The organism is Spiractinospora alimapuensis (genome assembly GCF_018437505.1).
GTDB classification, from domain to species: domain Bacteria; phylum Actinomycetota; class Actinomycetes; order Streptosporangiales; family Streptosporangiaceae; genus Spiractinospora; species Spiractinospora alimapuensis.
This window is the reverse complement of sequence record NZ_CP072467.1, coordinates 4,442,142-4,458,026: the sequence shown is the minus strand read 5'-3', so window position 1 is coordinate 4,458,026 and position 15,885 is coordinate 4,442,142. Positions and strand designations below refer to the sequence as shown.

The window sequence follows — 15,885 nt, the reverse complement described above, 5'->3', positions numbered from 1 at the left end:
TGACCACGTGACAGGCCATCAACCATTCGCGCGCAGCACCGAAGTGGCCATTCACGAGGTGAGGCGCGCGGAGCGCGACCGCGTCGTGGGGGTTCCGGTTCTCAACCGGAACCCCCCGGTGTGTCGCCCTGTAGGGAGGAGATGTGGGGCGACGTGTGGTCAGCGGCCGTGTGGGGGTGTCGCGGTGAGAAGGGCGTTGATCTCGGTCTCGCGGTAACGCCGATGTCCGCCGAGGGTGCGAATGGAGGTGAGTCTGCCCTGGTTCGCCCAGCGGGTGACGGTCTTGGGGTCGACGCGGAATCGGGCGGCGACTTCGGCGGGGGTCATGAGGTTCTCAGGTTCGGTCGTCATCGGGGGTCCATTGGGTGGTGAGGATGCGGGCGATGGTCGCGACGGTGTGGGGTCCGTAGATGTGGTCGTCGATCCTCCAGTGGGTTCCGTGCCATTCGGCCGTGGGGCCCTGGCGCATGCTGAAGCAGCGGACGTATTGGCCGTTGGGGAGTTTTCGAGTGTGAAAGAAGACATCGCCGTGCGGGGTGAGCAGTGCCAAAAGCCGGTTGGGCGGATGGATGTTCACGGCCGACCTCCGGGGTCGAGGAGCGGGAGATCGGCAGTCACTGTGCACCGGTCCGCTTCCGTCACGGTGCCGTAGTTCTCCGCGAGGCCCGCGACCAAGGCCAGTCCCCGCCCGCTCTCAGCGAGGACGTCGGGCATCACACCCCAGTCCGGAGCCATGGCGTAGCCGGTTCCCTGGTCGACGACCCGAATTCGGACCAGGGTCGCCTGGAAGCGGAGGTCCACCACGAAGGTTCCGCCACGCTGGCCACTGCGGGAGTATCGGATGGCGTTGGTCGCGAACTCGCTCACGATCTGCGTCGCTTCGGTGATCGCGTCCGTGGTCGCGCCCTGCTTGCGGAGCTCCGACTCGGCCCACGCTCATGCCAGGCCGACGCTTCCCGGGACGCCGGCGAACCGCATGAACGTCATCGCACACCCCCCAGAGCTCGGAACGGAACGGTGGGTGCGGCGTCGGTGCGGAGTGGGGCCCACACCACTTGGGGGCGCAGGCGCCACCGCCGCCCGCTGGGCGGGTGCTCGTGCCGGGCAGCCGCCCAATCGAGGAACCGGGCCTCCTCCAACGCGCGTTGGGAGACCAGCCGCGCGACGAACGGCCGCACCCGGTTCGCACTGCCTCGGGAACGCCGCGTCACGCCGAGACGCCCGAAGCCCGCCGTCGGATCGTGGGTAGATAGGATCGACAACTGTCATCACTCCTGCATTGAGTGGTGGCCACAACCCCCGGACGGAGCCCTAATCCGTCGCGGGGGTCCTTGGGTTTCGGGGTCTACAGTCGCAAAGGGCGATGTTGGGACGCCATTCTTTCCACAGGCACGTAGCAATTTATGGAGTCTTGAGACACCGCGAGACTTTGATGGAATTCTGTAGTCATGAGCGAGACACCAGACCCTGTGTGGGCTCGTTTCGGAGCCGAGATCCGAAAACTCCGTGAAGTCGCTGGCCGAACACAGACAGACATAGGTCGTAGCGCACTGATGGCGAAGGCCACGATGAGCGCCATCGAAAGGGGGACAAGAACCCCAAAACAGCATCAAGCGGAAGCCCTTGATGCTGCCCTGTCTACAGATGGCACCTTGACTCGACTCTGGAAACGCACCATGGATCAGTACAAGGTTCCGGAGTGGTTCCAAGACATCGTCCTACTAGAACAACGTTCCCGGGTCATCCGCGAGTATGAACCATCCGTGATTCCGGGGCTCCTACAGACTCCCGACTATGCCCGCACCATGATCAAGGCGCGTCATGCCACCAAGACTGATGAGTCAATCGATGAATTAGTGGAGGCACGCTCGCACCGTCTCTCGGTAGTCCGAGAACAACGAGCACTGTTGCTGTTCGTCGTCAAGGCAACAGTTTTTGATCAGATCGTTGGCAACCCGGAGGTGATGGAGGCCCAACGCAAGGCGATATGTAACCTCGTTGATGAGGGAGCGGCACAGGTTCAGATCCTGCCACACACCCCGACGACAGCCGGGCTGTGCTCCCAGTTCCGGATCTGTACGCTCGATACGGCACAGTCGGTCATCTACTGCGAAAACGCTGTTGAGGGGGAGAAATACGATGCCCCCGAACAGGTGGACGCAATGATGACGCTCTTCGGTCAGCTCCAAGCCGAAGCGATGCCGCCCAGTGCAACCATCGACTTCCTCAAAGCCATAAGGTGATCACCATGAACAAGTGGCACACATCCAGCTACAGCCAGAATCACGGCGGCAACTGCGTCGAGGTCGCCGAGGGCACGCATGATGTTCTGGTTCGCGACACCATGAATCGCGACGCGGGCCACCTGACCTTCACCACACGTGAGTGGTCAGCCTTCCTCCACGCCACCCGCGAAGGCGAACTCTAGGCACCAAACGTTCCGAGACCCCGGCACTCCGCGCCGGGGTCTTCGTCGTTCCCACCATAGAAGAATCCCGCCCCGCTACGGTGGCCTCACGGCCAACCCTCATCCGCCGGGAGGAACCATGCCCACTAGCCTCCGCCACACGTGGCACAAGAGCAGCTACAGCGCCAACTCGGCTAACTGCGTGGAGGTCGCCGACCTCCCGACAGGGGCCGCGGTGCGCGACTCCCAGCACCCCGAAAACGGTCACCTAGCATTCGGCGCCGGCGAGTGGACCGCGTTCCTGCGCTCGGCCCGCACCGGCGAGCTTTAGGCCCCCGGTGTTCGGTGGCCCCGCTCGCCGTTGAAGATCTGCTCCACGCTGTGTTGCGACTCCTGGGAGACTGGAACGACGACGAGAGGTGAAGCCATGACCGAACGTTCGGTTCTCGAGTCCTCGACCCTTCCCTTCCGTAAATCGACCTACAGCCAGATCAATAACAACAACTGCGTGGAGGTCGCCGATCTCCCCACGGGGGCCGCGGTGCGCGACTCCCAGCACCCCGAAAACGGTCACCTAGCATTCGGCGCCGGCGAGTGGACCGCGTTCCTGCGCTCGGCCCGCACCGGGGAACTGTAGCGAAGCGGGTCTTCGGTGGCCCCGGCTCCGCCGGGGCCACCGAAGTGAGGCCAGTACCAGGCACCAGGCCATCAACCAACTCCCCATAGCGCCGAAGCCGCCACAAATGAAGAGCCACGCGCAGCGTGACCCCTTGAGGGACTTTGATTGACGGCACACGCAGAAGCCACGCTGTCGCTAGCCTGAGCTAGCCAGGAACTCGACACCGTCTTGTCCGACATCGACCAAGGGGATTTGTCGTGACGCGCATCGCAGTGACCGGCCATCGTCTGCTGCCTCTGGCAACCGAGGTGCTCGTCGACCAAGCGCTGAGGGCCGAACTCGAACGCTACGACGTGGCGGACCTCGTCGGGATTAGCTGTCTCGCTGACGGCGCTGATTCGTTGTTCGCTCGCGCGGTTCTCGACGCCGGCGGGGACCTGGTGGTCGTCGTGCCCGCGCAGGGGTATCGAGACGGTCTTCCAGCCGCGCACCACCCGGTCTACGACGACTTGCTCGCCCATGCCAGCGAGGTGTTGCGGCTCGAGTTCGAGGAGTCGACCGCACAGTCCCACATGGCCGCCAGCGAAACCATGCTCCAACTCGCGGACACACTCCTCGCCGTCTGGGACGGCCAACCCGCACGCGGATTCGGCGGCACCGCCGACGTCATCGCCGCCGCCCAGAGCCACGGACTCCCCATCACCACCATCTGGCCTACAGGAGCAACCCGCGATTAGGCGGCGCGTCCCGTCATGTCGAGATCCAGCGGATGACCGGGTGGTGATGGCACCGCTATAGCAGGTGAATGTGCACATCCACCTGCTCGATGTGGCTCCACCGTGATGGGGGTGGGGAAATCATGGTGGGGGTGAGGGGAGCTGGGGGTGAGATGGGGTTGGGCAGAGGGTCAGCCCCGCAGCTTCCGGACGCGTCTGCGGAGGCGGCCGATGGTGCGTAGGGCAGTTGGGGGGACGGTCAACCGTAGGCGGGCGCGGCGGCGGGCGGGCCGGTGGGTGGGGGCGTCCAGCGGGGCGGGACGGTCCGGGAGGGGGCCGGAGCGGGCGTGGGCGACCAGTTTGCGCAGGGAGTCCGCCCAGTCGTTCTCGGTGTGGGGATGGAAGTAGTTCGCGGCGCTCCACTGGGGGTCCGGGGTTCGGAACGCGGCGTCGCGCAAGTCCTCCAGTGTTCCGAGCGCTCCGCTGTCCTCGAACACGACGTTGATCATCTCCGCGTTCACGCCGAAGTCCGACAGAACGATGACAGGGATGTCCTGAGCGATCGCCTCCAGTGCCGCCGTGGAGCTGACGGTGACGAACCCGGCGGCGTTCGCGAGGTGTTCCCGCATGGATCCGTCGACGAACCGCACCGCGTCCGCGGGCACGTCCCCGGCGGCGGCCAGGTCATCCCAGAGGGTTTCGTAGTGATGACGTTCGCGGTGGGTCTGTTGTTCGTGCGCACGTGCCCGGAGTTTGACGACGACGTCGAGGTCGGGCCGCTGGACGGCGAGATCGGCCAGCGCGCGCAGCACCTCCTCACGCTCGGATCGCTCCACGGGCACTTTCGCCTGGGTCGCGAACACTACGCGGCGCCGGGCCGTGGACTCCTCCGTGGCGGGGTCGGTGTCCCGCTGGTTGGGCTGGGTGCAAGTGGCCGGGGTGGGCAGGAACGGCAGGGTCGCGAGTGCCACGGACCCGGTCACGCCCACCTGCGCTCCGATGTCGCGGAAGTCAGCGAGTTCCCGGGAGCTGTGCACGACGAAGAGGTCGACCGGGCCCCGGTAGGTCCATGCCTTCTCGGTCGCGGGGACCGAGATGCCCGGCAGGCCGGTCATCAGGACGGGGCGCGGCCGCGACACGGCACGGATGTCGGCGGCGAGCACGTCCACCACCGGTCCGGTGCACGCCAGCAGAACGACGTCGGGCCTGCTCCGACGCAGAACTCGGCGCAGTTCCCGCACCGACAACAGCCGCGGCAGGCCGTCCTGGACTCTCGCTCCGGCCACCGCTCCCCGCATCTGGGTCGCCGACGGAGCGATGGGAGTACGCACCACCACCAGTTCGGCGCTCCACCCGGCGGGGAGCCCCTCCAGCAGCCCCGCGGACCACTTGAGGTAGGAGTCGGAGTCGGCGATCGCCAGGACGTGGACGTCACCTCGATCGGTCACGAACCTGCCTTTCGTTGGGTCCCCGCTCACCGCGCGCGAGTCGGGGCTCCCATTCTGCGTGGTGCCGGCGTGGCTCCGGCCTCAGCGACGTGGGTGTGGGGGCAGAGGAGGGAGTGCGGGTCACCTGGGGTCGGACGCGGAGGCCTCCGTGCCCGGGCCCGCTCCCGGAAGGCCGGAGGAGACGACCGCACCCAGGTGCGCCCGCAGCTCGGGTGAGGCCTGGGCGGTCCACCACGTGTCGGGGACATGCGTGGCGTCGATGGTCACGCCCCGGGGTCCGAGCAGGGTCCGCAGCGAGGTGACGGCCGTTGACGGGAGACTCACCACACGGTGGTCCACACCCAGGGAACGCAGACCCACCTCGACCGGAAGCCCGTCGTGGACGACCCGCACGCCCGGGGTCCGCGCCAACGGCCGCAGGGTCCGCTCGTCCTCCCGCCGGTGCGGGAAGTAGGCCACCGGTTCCTCTTTCGCCTGGGCGGCGACCCACTCAAGGTAGGGCTCGGTGTGCACGAGGCCGTCGCGGGCCAGCGCCGCCCCCAGGACGACGCGCCGCTCCCGCGGAGCGTGGTTGTCGGGCTGGGCGCTGAGCCAGGAGAAGCGGTGGCGTACCACGTCGATGCCCCGGTTCCACGCCCGCAGCGCGAGCTCGTCGGGCAGCGGCAACACCGTGAAGACGGTGAGGCGCCCGGCGCGGGCGGCCGACCGGAGGCGCAACGCCGTGGCGAGCCCAAGCGCCCTGCGCGCGGGTGACGCCGCGGCACGCGCCCGCACTAACGGTGTGGGGGTGCGGCGCACCAGGAGTCGCAGCAGGTGCAGGGTGGCCAGCCCGTCATCCACGATGACGATGCGCTGCTTCGAGCCGCGCAGCAACGCCTGCTGTACCTGCCCGGAGAACGCGTCGCCGACGAACCACGGCCCCGACGCCGTTCCCGGGCCGGCCGGCTGGTCCTGCTGCGCCGCGACCGTCAACCGGTGCGGCGGGCCCCAGCGCTCGATCTCGGCGACGGTGGCGTCCAGGGCGATGGCGCCGGACCGGGGCACGACCCGGCAGTGGTCCGCGAAGTGCCCCGTGTGGTGGGCCTCAAGCACGGACAGGAACTGCAGCGGGCTCTCCACCCACGCGGTCGCGGTGGTCATTCCCGACTCCCCCATCGCGGGAGCGGGCAGAACGAGCTCTTGGTGCACGGGGCCCTCCTCGGCATGGCGTGCCTCGTCGCCTCCGTCGGGTTCGCGGACGATCGTGGACACCGCCGGCGGCCGATGCCCGATGTGTGTGGTCCGCGGATGCCCGGAAGCGATGAGGCGGCGCGACGGCCAACACACCCGCAACGGTAACGAGGCCGGTCGGCGCACTCGTTGTCTGCGGCTGAACAGGCGATGAACAACACACCATCTCCGCCCCGGAGACGGCCCTAATGACCACATCCGCGCAGGTCAATCCGCCGCCGATGCCGCGACGCCCCTGGCCTCGGCACGTCCACGTCCTCGCGGCCAGGCTCGTGCGGCGACCGTGGCACGGGAGACGGGCCGGTGGGTGCTACGCCGCCCCGGAGGCGTTCGCGGGCGGGGTCCCCGCCACCGTCATGCCGGGCCGACGGTGGCGACCGCGACCTTCCCCCGCCCCTTCAGCGCCACGGGGCCGCGGGACGCCGGGACGAACGCGGACTCGCCACGTGTGAGAGCCAGGGTGGACGCGCCGGCGGGCTGGGGGACCTGGTCGGTGGGGGCGACGCTGGTGAGGCGGGTTTCGCCGGAGAGGCTGAAGACGATGGCCGGGCCCCGCAGCACGGCGTCGTGTGTCTCGGCGTCGGCGTTGGTCTCCCAGTCGACGTCGATCACGGACAGGGCGAACTCCGGGACGCCCGGCGTGTAGTCGTGTCGGGGACCGTGGGCCTCGGGCCGAGTGACCGTGGAGTCCAGGCAGCTGAAGTCGACGACGGCGAGGAACTCCTCGGCGTCGATGTGCTTCGGGGTGAGTCCACCGCGCAGCACGTTGTCCGAGCAGCCCATGATCTCCACCGCGGTACCCCGCAGGTAGGCGTGCACGTTCCCGGCGGGAAGGAACATGGCCTCGCCGGGGGTCAGCGTGACGTGGTTGAGGAGCAGTGCGGCGATGGCACCGGGGTCGCCGGGGTAACGTTCGGCGAGCTCCAGCGTGACGAGGATGTTGCTCTGGGCGGGACCGTCGGACGCGTTGTCCATCCGCTCACCGAGTTCGGCGACGAGATCCACGACGTCGGTCTCGCGCCGGGACTCGTCCAGGGTGAGGAGCCGACGCATGGCGGCGCGCAGGGCGCTTGCGGTGTCGCGCTGGGTCAGGTCCGTGTGGAGTTCCCGGGCCAACGGTGAGACGAGTCCGCGCACCTCGGCCGCGGCGGCGTGGGGCGAACGGAAGCCGCACAGCGCGTCGAACGGCTCGAGTGCGACGACCAGCTCGGGTTTGGCGAAGGGGTCGGGGTAGTTGCGGTGGGACGCGCCGATGGGAACGTCAGTGGTGTTCTCGGCGGTGTATCCGGCCTGGGCCCGGTCCGCGCACGGGTGGACCTGCAAGGACAGCGGCTCCCGCACCGCCAGCAGTTTGAGCAGGAAGGGCAGACGTTCACCGAACCGGAGGATGACGTCCTCCCCCAGCAACTGCTTGGGGTCCGCGGCGATGGCGGCCTCGAGGGTGGTGTCCTCGGTCTCGGTCAGAATCTCGCTCGGGGCGGACGTGTGGGCGCCCATCCACAGCTCCGCCTGAGGATGCCCGTCGGGCTCAACGCCCAACCATTTGGGGATCGCCGTGGTCGAACCCCAGGCGTACCGCCGCACCGGATTGTTCAGCCGCCACATTGCCTGGCCCTTCACTGAGCGACAAGGACACCGACTCGAGGACCCCAACGCGGAGACCCCGAACGCCGCCACGGTAAGTGACTGATTCCGGGATAATCGAGGGTTTCACACCGCACTTCGCCAACAATTCACCGAACTCGCCCCGACTGTTTGCGCACCACAGAGCGGTGAAAGGGGCTCCACAGCGTTTCCCGAGAGGCGAAAGTCGCCACAGCTCGGGGGACCGCACGTGGCCACCCCCTGGCGCGTCGGTGGGGAGCGGGGCCAGGATGATCATGGTCGTGTGAGTGAGCGCGAACGCGTCGAGATCTCCGGCCCGGCCGCGATCGGGGACGAGGTGGTGGCGGCTCCCGACGCGCCACCGGCCAGTCAACGCATCAGTGGGGACAAAGCCGTATTCCGTGGTGACGACAACGGACCGGTCGCCTCCAGTGAGCACGACGGGTTCGCGCTGGACGTCTTCCCGCTATGACGCGAACTCCGCGGGCGTGGCCCGAACACGCTCGGGTCAGGGCGCAACCGTTCGGGAGGGTGTCGGACACCGTGTGCGGGGGCCTCCCCCGCGAGTAGCCGGTGACCGGCCCGGCTCACGCTCGGGCGCGTAGGAAGGCGCTGGTGGCGACGGCTCCCAGGAAGTCGAACCGGTCGGAGGTCCGCAGGAACTCGTCGGTGGCTTCCTGGACTCCGGGCCACTTCTTGTCGCCGTAGTCGTCGAGAACGACGACGGTGCCTTCGGTGACCAGGTCCATCACCCAGTGCAGGTCCTCCCGCACCCCCTCGGCGCTGTGGTCGCCGTCGATGATCACCACCCCGTACTCCCGGTCGCCCACGGCGGAGCGGACCTCCGGGTCGGTGGAGTATCCCTTGTGCAATCGGGCCCGTTCCGCCGGCACTCCAGCCAGGGACAGGTTCGCGCGCAGGACCTCCTCGGAGACCGGCGATCCCGACCGGTCGACGCCGTTCCTGCGACCTGGCTGGATCTGCACACTGGCCAGGGGGTCGACCAGGGTCAGGTGGTAGTCGACTCCGTAGCGCACCAGTTCGCGGGCGAAGCAGCAGGAGAACAGGCCGTACAGCGACCCGATCTCCAGCACCTCCCCGTTCGGTGGTTCGAGCATCGGCGTGGTGACCAGCTTGCCGAGCACGTTCATCGATCCGCCGGCGATCCGGCCGACGCCCCGCATCTCTGCCTCGACCAGCGAGCCGTACGCCTGGACGACCGCGATGTGTGGGTCCTCCGTACCCGTGACCGCCGAGATCTGGCCTTCCAGCGTGGCGATGGCCTTGCGCGAGGGACGACGGTCCCCTCGCCCTCCGGTCGGGCCGAACAGGAGCTCCATGTAGTGCATCTGGGCGCGCAGCGCGTCGAGTTGCTCGCGGAGCTCCGCGATCTCCGTACCCAGGTCCTCGTCGTCCGGTCCGCGTCGCTTCCGGCGCGGGCCTCGCCGTGTGGCGGGCGACCTGTCGTCAATACGACGCAGCGTGGCGGAGACGAGGCGGCGGAGTGACGTGGTGGTTCTCATTGATGACATGGCGCCATCGGACCACACCGGAGAGTGCGATTTCTGCCCGCGCCGCGGCCATTTTTCGGAGACTTCACCTCCTGTTCGAATGCCGCTCCCACGAGGGACGATGCCCATTCTCGGAGTTCGCCCCGCCGTTTCCCGGAGAAAGGCGGGTGTAGGGGGAACAGGATGGGAATTTCGCCCTGTGGTCCTCGCGGGATTCCTCCTTTATGCCGGATGCGTGCTTTCCGCGAGGACTCGCTCCACGACCCGTGCGAACTCCGCGGCGTGCGGCCCGTATCCGACGTGGTCGCCGGGGAAGATCACGGGAGTGACGTCGAGCGCGGCGGCGAGCGCGCGACCGATCTCGTCGATGAGCTGCCCCTGGGAGTCCTCCCCCAACCCCACGACGACCGGGACCGGTCCGTTCCTGAGCCGAGCGACGTCGGGCTGGTAGGTCGAGAGAGGTAGGAGGCCGTGGGCGAGGAAGTACTCGAAGTTCCCGGCGATCCGCTCGAAGGTGGCGACGTCCTCCGCGGAGAGCGCGTCCGGTTCCTGCTCCCCCTCCTCCTCCCCCTCCGTCGCCGTCGCCGTCGCCGTCTCGCCGGAATCCGGGTCGTCCAGCGCATTGTCGCGGAAGAACTTCGCCATCGCCGCGTCCACCCCGTGGCGGAGGTAGGTGTCGTACACCGCGTGGTCCGCGGCGAGCGCCTCGGAAGGGTCATCGAGCATCAGCGCGCAGGCCGGCTCGTGCGCCAGGAGGGAGCGCACCGACTCCGGGTGGCGCGCGGCGAGACTGAGCCCGATCTGGCCCCCGCCGCTGGTTCCGAGGACGTGGGCCGGTCCCATCCCCACCGCGGTGATCAGACGCGCGGCGTCATCGGCGTGGAGGTCCACGTCCTGGTCCGTCCACTCCCCCGTGAGCGGGCTGCGCGAGTTCCCTCGCGGGTCGTAGGAGACGACGGTGTAGGAGTGTGCCAGCTCCCCGGCGAGGTCGGTGAAGACTCCCGCGTCCTGGGGGCCTCCGGGGATCAGCAACAGGAGTGGGCCGGCGCCCCGCGCCTCGTAGTACAGGTGGGCGCCGGGCACCTCGATCGTGGTGGAGCGGTCCGCGCCGGAGCTGTCGATGGCCATGGCTTCTTCCTCGGCGTTCGAGAGTTGGTGGTCGGAAAGCGTTGTCTAGAGGGCGCTGAGCATGATGCGGTTTCCCTCGCTGTCGCGGAACTCGGCCGCGAGCCCGCCCTGGGAGAAGGGAGTCTCGTGCGGTTCCGTCACGATCTCCACACCCCGACCACGAAGCTCCTCCACACGCGCCGGCACGTCGTCGTCCATGAGCACCAGCACCGGTCCGGCGGACGGTTCCTCGTCCGGGCGCACGTGGAAGTGCAGCGTGGTCCTCGCCCCGGGGAACCCCAGCTCGATCCACCGCCAGCCGTCATCCCCCATGGGCACGTCGGCGACGACCTGACAGCCGAGGTTGTCCGCGTAGAAGGCCTTGGCGCGGTCCTGGTCGAACACCGGAAGCTCGGCGAACTGAAGATGCATCACGACTCCAATCAAACTAGACCGTTCAGTACTATACCGGTACTGGACGGTACAGTACTGAACGCAACCTCCGCGAACAACGAACCCAGAGATCCTCAGGATGACGAAACCATCGCATCGGCCCGACGACGCGCCCCACTCCCCCAGCAGGTCAGACCGAAAACGTGCGGCGATCCTCAGCGCGGCGGAGGCGATCTTCCTTGTCAGCGGGTACCTCGCCACCAACATGGACGAGGTCGCGTCCCGCTCGGGTGTGTCCAAGCAGACCATCTACAAGCACTTCGGCAACAAAGAAGCCCTGTTCGTCGAGATCGTGACCCGCAGAACGCGGGAAGCCGGCGACCACGTGCACTTCGAACTGCCCGAACCGGAGCTCGCCGAGGACGTCGTCCCCTACCTCTCCTCCTACGCCTACCGTCAGCTCAGCGTCGTCCTCACGCCTGAGCTGATGAGCCTGCGCCGACTGGTGGTCGGCGAGGTCAGCCGCTTCCCCGACCTGGCACGTGTCCTCTACGAGCACGGCCCCCAGCGCGCGGTCGACGCCCTCGCCGAGTCCTTCACCCGAATCGCCGCCCGCGGCCTCCTGCGCGTCGACAACCCCACGACCGCGGCCACCCACTTCAACTGGCTGGTCATGGGAGAACCCGTCAACCGCGCCATGCTCCTCGGCGACTCCGCCATCCCCACCGACACCGAACTCCGCGCCCAAGCCCACGACGCCGTCCGCGTCTTCATGGCCGCCTACGGACCTCGCACGATCGAGTGATGTCCGGAACGGGCCGAGTTGTGCGCCATCCGGCCACTAAACCCCTCCCCCGAGCACACCACCACCCTGAACAGCCACATGACCTGGGGGAACCAGCGATTCGCTGATCGATCCTCCCCATAAGGGCCCAACCCCAGCCACGCCGGACGCTCGGTAAGGTCCCGCACGGCGGAACGAATGATCCAGGGCGAGGAGCGTGGGTGGCGCAGACATCTGGGGACGACGGGACGGGCGAGCACCAGGATGCCCATGCGGACGAAACCAAACACGAGGCTGTGGCCGCAAACGGCGATCCTGCGGCGAGGCCAGGCGAGGAAGGCGCCTCCGCCCACAATCCGGCCGGTTCCGCCGCCCCCGAGCGAGACTCCCCGCCTGCGCAGGTCTCGAACGAGGTCGGTGACGAAGCCAAACCCACCGACACGAGCAACGACTCACACGAGGCGTCTCCCGAAGCGCTGTTCACGCTCCGACGCCCATTGTTCCGTCTCGTCGGACGCACCTATCGGCATCACTTCCGCACGCTGCTGACCGTCTCGGTGCTGCCCGCCGTCCCAGTCACGGTGGCAGTCTGGACGTTCCTATTGCTGCTCAGCCGGGATGGCGCGGTGATCGACGGTGTCCCGATCCCCTGGGACCCATCGGCCACTCCCGTCGTTGTGGCTAGAGCGACCCTGGGGGTGGTGGCCGCGCTCGTCGCGGCGGTTTCCCTTGGAGCGGGCATCATCATTGGCGGCGCGGGCCTGCTCGGACAGGAGGTCACCCCTGCGGCGGCTCTGCGCCGCGCGGTGCGGCGCGTGCCCGCCATCCTCATCTGGTGGCTGCTGGTCGTAGTCGTGGTGGTCGCGGCATTCATACTCGGCGGGTGGATCGTCGCGCTGTTGGACCTTGAGGTCGAGAGCCCGGTCTGGGGGCTCCTCGTCGGCCTGCTGCCACTCCTCTACTTCGCGTGGGTCGTGGTGGCGCTTCCGGTCGCCCTACTGGAAAACAAGGGACTGTTCCGATCACTCGGCGCAGCCTGGAACATGGGACTCGACCAACGCATCGCACACGCCACCTTCGTATTCGCCGCGTTCGGTCTGGGATACGGCGCCACCACGGGACCAGCCTGGGGCTTGCCCCAGTTGGGTTTGCCGTATTCGTGGGCGGGCACGGCGCCCCTAATCGTGGCCTCGGTGGCGACAGCCCTGTTGTGGCCGCTCATCGTGCTACTACTGACCGCGCCGGTGTTCCTCGACCTCGAGCGACCGCGAGAGGGACTCCCCGACCGTCGACGATTCGACGTTTCCCAAACTCAGCGGCAACTCCCAAAATCGGCCACTCCCCCACGATGGCGACCCGCACCCCTGTCGGTTCTTGCCGCTGCGATCGCGCTTCTCGCGCTTCTGCCCACAACGGCCTTGCTTAACCCGGCAGGAGCGGCGTTGGTTACCCACCAGCCGGTCGACGGGGTTCCACCTCGCGACAGCGCTATTGCGGTTCTTCCACAGGACGACAAAACGCAACTCGCCGTCTCAACCCCAGATGAGCGTAGGGTCATCTCCTGCGACCCTGAATGCGACTCCGTTCAAGCCGACGAACCGCATTCGCTTGACGGAAGAAGCGCGGTGTTCGTTCAGGAAAACGCCTACTTCGCACAGTGGACTGAGTACGGACCGGCTGAAGACGCGAACCCCGGACTCCAACTCTGGGCGTGCGAAGACTTCTGCCCTGAGACGCCGGAAGGGTGGGTCGACACACACACAACACTGATCCCCGATGATGGCTACGTGAGTGAACATCAAACAGTATTGACAACGACGAACGATGGATTTCTCGTCGTTTCACTGACGAAAAACTACGACGAAGATAACCACGAACTCCAAGCCCTTCACTGCCTAGATTCCGACTGCGCGGATCTGGATACTATACAGCTACCCACAGTGCCGATCGGCTACGCAGCAAGCCGAAGCAATTCGTTTGATGTAGCCGTAGGACCTGACGACGAGTTCGCCCTTTCGGGAGTTGACGGCACAACCGGAGAGGTCAATCTCATCACCTGCTCGGATCTTCGATGTGAGGACCCCGTGGTGACCCAGGTCGCGGAACCACTCCCCGTGGAGATAGATGACACTCCCTGGAGTCGTGTTGGCGCCTCCGTCGAAGTAACGCCTGATGGATCGCCGATGCTCGCCTACCGAGCTGCCGTGGACGGTGCGATCCACTTCGTTGCCTGTACGGATCTGTCGTGCGACGACTTCTCGAGCGAAAGAATCACCGGCCCGGGCTGGAGGCGCCCCGCGCCCGCTCTGGAACTGGACTCCGAGGGTCTGCCGCAAGTCGCGACCTTTGACACGGAGCATGAGCGACTGATGTTCGTGTCTTGCGCCGATTCAGGGTGCCGCAATACGACCGAGGTCCCGCTCATTCCCCTGTCGGTAGACCCGCAGATGATGGAGATGGCAATGGACGAGCACGATCGACCTCATATCGTCTGGGGAGGAAACACGGATAGTGATTCCCACAACCCAACCGAAACAACACTCAGTGTGTGCTTAGACGCTCGATGCGGGGCATGATCGGGTCAGCTACCAATCGCGAACAGGCGTGGTTTCACACAGAGACTGCCCGGCCGCGATGTGTCCGACGGTTCGGGTTCCAAGCCGTCCGGTGCGCACCCGTACACCATGGCGATCGGTCCGTTCTCACTGTCGATCCCGGGGCTTAGGAGTTCGGGACCGATGACGTCCCCGTCCCACGCCGTCGCGTCCTGTCCGGGAAACCGAAGCGCCACCTGACGACGTGGATCACCATACCCATCGGGATATTCGAGTTCCGTTCGCAACCTACCTACGTTCTCCATTGCATCCGGGGTGTCCTCGCGCACCGCCTCCCCCGTTCGGGCATCCACCATGCGGACGTCGTCACCTTCTCGGAGATTCACCAGCCAACGGCCATCTTCCTCTGCCACGTCGAAGGCGAATGGCCTGGAATCCCACAAGAGCTCACCGGTCTCGCCGTCCACCACCGACATTCCGCCCGGTTCACACTTCTCCACGTCGCACTCCAGTCGGGAGAGGATGACCTCCTGCGTACCCGTAAACGACCGCGCTGGACGAGGGGCTCTTGCCTCATCTGAGAGGTCGACTCTCCCCAACCCCTGTCCGGTCTCGCCGTCGATCCGGGATAGGGACGAAAGAATAGTGGTGCCCGATCTGCCGGGATTGTCCGCCGCATACAGAACCCCGTCGAGAGGTCCGCTGATGATCCTCTCGTCTTCATCGACTTCCGCACTCCAGAGGATCTCTCCGGACTCCGCGTCCCCCATCATGTAGAGATCAGCGCCGGCGCTCAGCAAAACGCGGTTCCCGTCGACGCGCTGGACCCAGGCGCTCCGCCATTCGTCATCGAAGGTGTTCAGGCCGGTGCCGCTTTCGACGTCGATTAGCACCATGCCTCTCCCCTCCCCCTGAGGCCGGTTCCCACTCACGAGCACCCCGGCGTCAGTCACGTGAAGCCGCTCGATGCTCCGAAGATGCTCCGACTCCATACTCTCCCGCCAGAGTCGTTCTCCGGTGTTAGCGTCCACCGCCATCAAGATGTCCCGTTCCCCCAAGAACACAACACCATCTCTGTGCGTCATTATCGGCCCCGATGTGAATTCCAAGGTCTCGATCGGCAGCATCGCGGTGTATTCGTCGTACTCGAACGGCACCACGTACTCGCCGTCCAACGGGAGGGACCAGCGCAGCGCTCCCGGTTCCTCGCACTCTTCGCCCTCACACGTCACGAGCTCGTCCGGGCTGATCTCGTTGGGCTCCAACGCATAGATATCCAACTCCCCCTCACCCCCGACAACCCCACACCCCGACAACGCGAGAACACCCACAACCCCGACAGTGCAAGCAACCCAGCCACTACGCATCCCCGGGATGCTACCGAGGAAACCCACACGCGCTTTCTAGTCCAAGACAGCAATGCCTACCGCTAGCCACCGTCCCCGAGGCGCGGGACCAGGACTGGGTAACGCTGGGTGATTACATTTCCCCGCCGCCGAGCCCAGCCCAG

At 66.8% G+C, this 15,885-nt stretch carries 18 protein-coding genes and 1 pseudogene; 8 read left to right on the top strand and 11 right to left on the bottom strand.

Going from position 1 to position 15,885, the window contains the following annotated elements; all coding sequences use genetic code 11:
• Positions 1–159: 159 nt before the first annotated feature.
• From J4H86_RS20850 to J4H86_RS20835, 4 genes and pseudogenes are all read right to left on the bottom strand, one after another.
• Complete coding sequence (locus tag J4H86_RS20850) at positions 160–351, bottom strand: BldC family transcriptional regulator (protein ID WP_236539614.1); 192 nt, start codon at positions 349–351, stop codon at positions 160–162.
• The gene (locus tag J4H86_RS20845; protein WP_236539613.1) at positions 335–577 is read right to left on the bottom strand and encodes a hypothetical protein; all 243 of its coding nucleotides are present in this window, start codon (positions 575–577) and stop codon (positions 335–337) included. Before J4H86_RS20845 ends, J4H86_RS20850 begins: the two co-directional genes overlap by 17 nt.
• Positions 574–921 (bottom strand): annotated as a pseudogene (locus tag J4H86_RS20840) (ATP-binding protein); the annotation flags it as partial. The gene J4H86_RS20845 and the pseudogene J4H86_RS20840, both read right to left, overlap by 4 nt.
• Before the next feature lie 62 nt (positions 922–983).
• Positions 984–1,262 carry a hypothetical protein gene (locus J4H86_RS20835; protein ID WP_236539612.1) on the bottom strand — a complete coding sequence of 93 codons (279 nt, stop codon included), beginning with the start codon at positions 1,260–1,262 and terminating at the stop codon, positions 984–986.
• A 186-nt stretch (positions 1,263–1,448) separates the two neighbouring features.
• On the opposite strand from J4H86_RS20835, the gene J4H86_RS20830 reads away from it, so the two are divergent.
• The 5 genes from J4H86_RS20830 (at position 1,449) to J4H86_RS20810 (ending at position 3,763) form a co-directional block, all read left to right on the top strand.
• On the top strand, positions 1,449–2,243 hold the full coding sequence (locus tag J4H86_RS20830) for a helix-turn-helix domain-containing protein (RefSeq protein ID WP_236539611.1): 795 nt from the start codon (positions 1,449–1,451) through the stop codon (positions 2,241–2,243).
• A 5-nt stretch (positions 2,244–2,248) separates the two neighbouring features.
• Complete coding sequence (locus J4H86_RS20825) at positions 2,249–2,428, top strand: DUF397 domain-containing protein (RefSeq protein ID WP_236539610.1); 180 nt, start codon at positions 2,249–2,251, stop codon at positions 2,426–2,428.
• A gap of 118 nt (positions 2,429–2,546) precedes the next feature.
• Positions 2,547–2,738 carry a DUF397 domain-containing protein gene (locus tag J4H86_RS20820; RefSeq protein ID WP_236539609.1) on the top strand — a complete coding sequence of 64 codons (192 nt, stop codon included), beginning with the start codon at positions 2,547–2,549 and terminating at the stop codon, positions 2,736–2,738.
• Positions 2,739–2,834: 96 nt separating this feature from the next.
• Complete coding sequence (locus tag J4H86_RS20815) at positions 2,835–3,044, top strand: DUF397 domain-containing protein (RefSeq protein WP_236539608.1); 210 nt, start codon at positions 2,835–2,837, stop codon at positions 3,042–3,044.
• A 239-nt stretch (positions 3,045–3,283) separates the two neighbouring features.
• Entirely contained in the window at positions 3,284–3,763 is a 480-nt protein-coding gene (locus J4H86_RS20810; RefSeq protein ID WP_236539607.1) for a hypothetical protein, read from the top strand.
• Between the two features lie 170 nt (positions 3,764–3,933).
• Here J4H86_RS20810 and J4H86_RS20805 read toward each other — a convergent pair whose 3' ends face one another.
• From J4H86_RS20805 to manA, 3 genes are all read right to left on the bottom strand, one after another.
• A complete protein-coding gene (locus J4H86_RS20805; protein ID WP_236539606.1) occupies positions 3,934–5,190 on the bottom strand; it encodes a DUF6716 putative glycosyltransferase in 1,257 nt (418 codons plus the stop codon).
• A gap of 120 nt (positions 5,191–5,310) precedes the next feature.
• Positions 5,311–6,378 (bottom strand): hypothetical protein, encoded by a 1,068-nt coding sequence (locus tag J4H86_RS20800; RefSeq protein ID WP_236539605.1) that lies wholly within the window; start codon positions 6,376–6,378, stop codon positions 5,311–5,313.
• Between the two features lie 396 nt (positions 6,379–6,774).
• Positions 6,775–8,025, bottom strand: a complete 1,251-nt coding sequence (gene manA / locus J4H86_RS20795; RefSeq protein ID WP_236539603.1) for a mannose-6-phosphate isomerase, class I — start codon at positions 8,023–8,025, stop codon at positions 6,775–6,777.
• Positions 8,026–8,308: 283 nt separating this feature from the next.
• Here manA and J4H86_RS20790 point away from each other — a divergent pair, with 283 nt between their 5' ends.
• A complete protein-coding gene (locus tag J4H86_RS20790) occupies positions 8,309–8,497 on the top strand; it encodes a hypothetical protein (RefSeq protein WP_236539601.1) in 189 nt (62 codons plus the stop codon).
• Positions 8,498–8,612: 115 nt separating this feature from the next.
• On the opposite strand, the gene J4H86_RS20785 is transcribed toward J4H86_RS20790, so the two are convergent.
• The 3 genes from J4H86_RS20785 to J4H86_RS20775 all read right to left on the bottom strand — a co-directional run bounded on the left by J4H86_RS20785 (position 8,613) and on the right by J4H86_RS20775 (position 11,075).
• Positions 8,613–9,557 (bottom strand): class I SAM-dependent methyltransferase, encoded by a 945-nt coding sequence (locus J4H86_RS20785; RefSeq protein ID WP_236539599.1) that lies wholly within the window; start codon positions 9,555–9,557, stop codon positions 8,613–8,615.
• A gap of 201 nt (positions 9,558–9,758) precedes the next feature.
• A complete protein-coding gene (locus J4H86_RS20780) occupies positions 9,759–10,664 on the bottom strand; it encodes an alpha/beta fold hydrolase (protein ID WP_236539598.1) in 906 nt (301 codons plus the stop codon).
• Between the two features lie 45 nt (positions 10,665–10,709).
• Positions 10,710–11,075 carry a VOC family protein gene (locus tag J4H86_RS20775; protein ID WP_236539597.1) on the bottom strand — a complete coding sequence of 122 codons (366 nt, stop codon included), beginning with the start codon at positions 11,073–11,075 and terminating at the stop codon, positions 10,710–10,712.
• 100 nt (positions 11,076–11,175) lie between these two features.
• Here J4H86_RS20775 and J4H86_RS20770 point away from each other — a divergent pair, with 100 nt between their 5' ends.
• A complete protein-coding gene (locus J4H86_RS20770; RefSeq protein ID WP_236539596.1) occupies positions 11,176–11,841 on the top strand; it encodes a TetR/AcrR family transcriptional regulator in 666 nt (221 codons plus the stop codon).
• 200 nt (positions 11,842–12,041) lie between these two features.
• Positions 12,042–14,396, top strand: a complete 2,355-nt coding sequence (locus J4H86_RS20765; RefSeq protein ID WP_236539595.1) for a hypothetical protein — start codon at positions 12,042–12,044, stop codon at positions 14,394–14,396.
• 5 nt (positions 14,397–14,401) lie between these two features.
• On the opposite strand, the gene J4H86_RS20760 is transcribed toward J4H86_RS20765, so the two are convergent.
• A complete protein-coding gene (locus J4H86_RS20760) occupies positions 14,402–15,706 on the bottom strand; it encodes an outer membrane protein assembly factor BamB family protein (protein ID WP_236539594.1) in 1,305 nt (434 codons plus the stop codon).
• Positions 15,707–15,885: the final 179 nt, after the last annotated feature.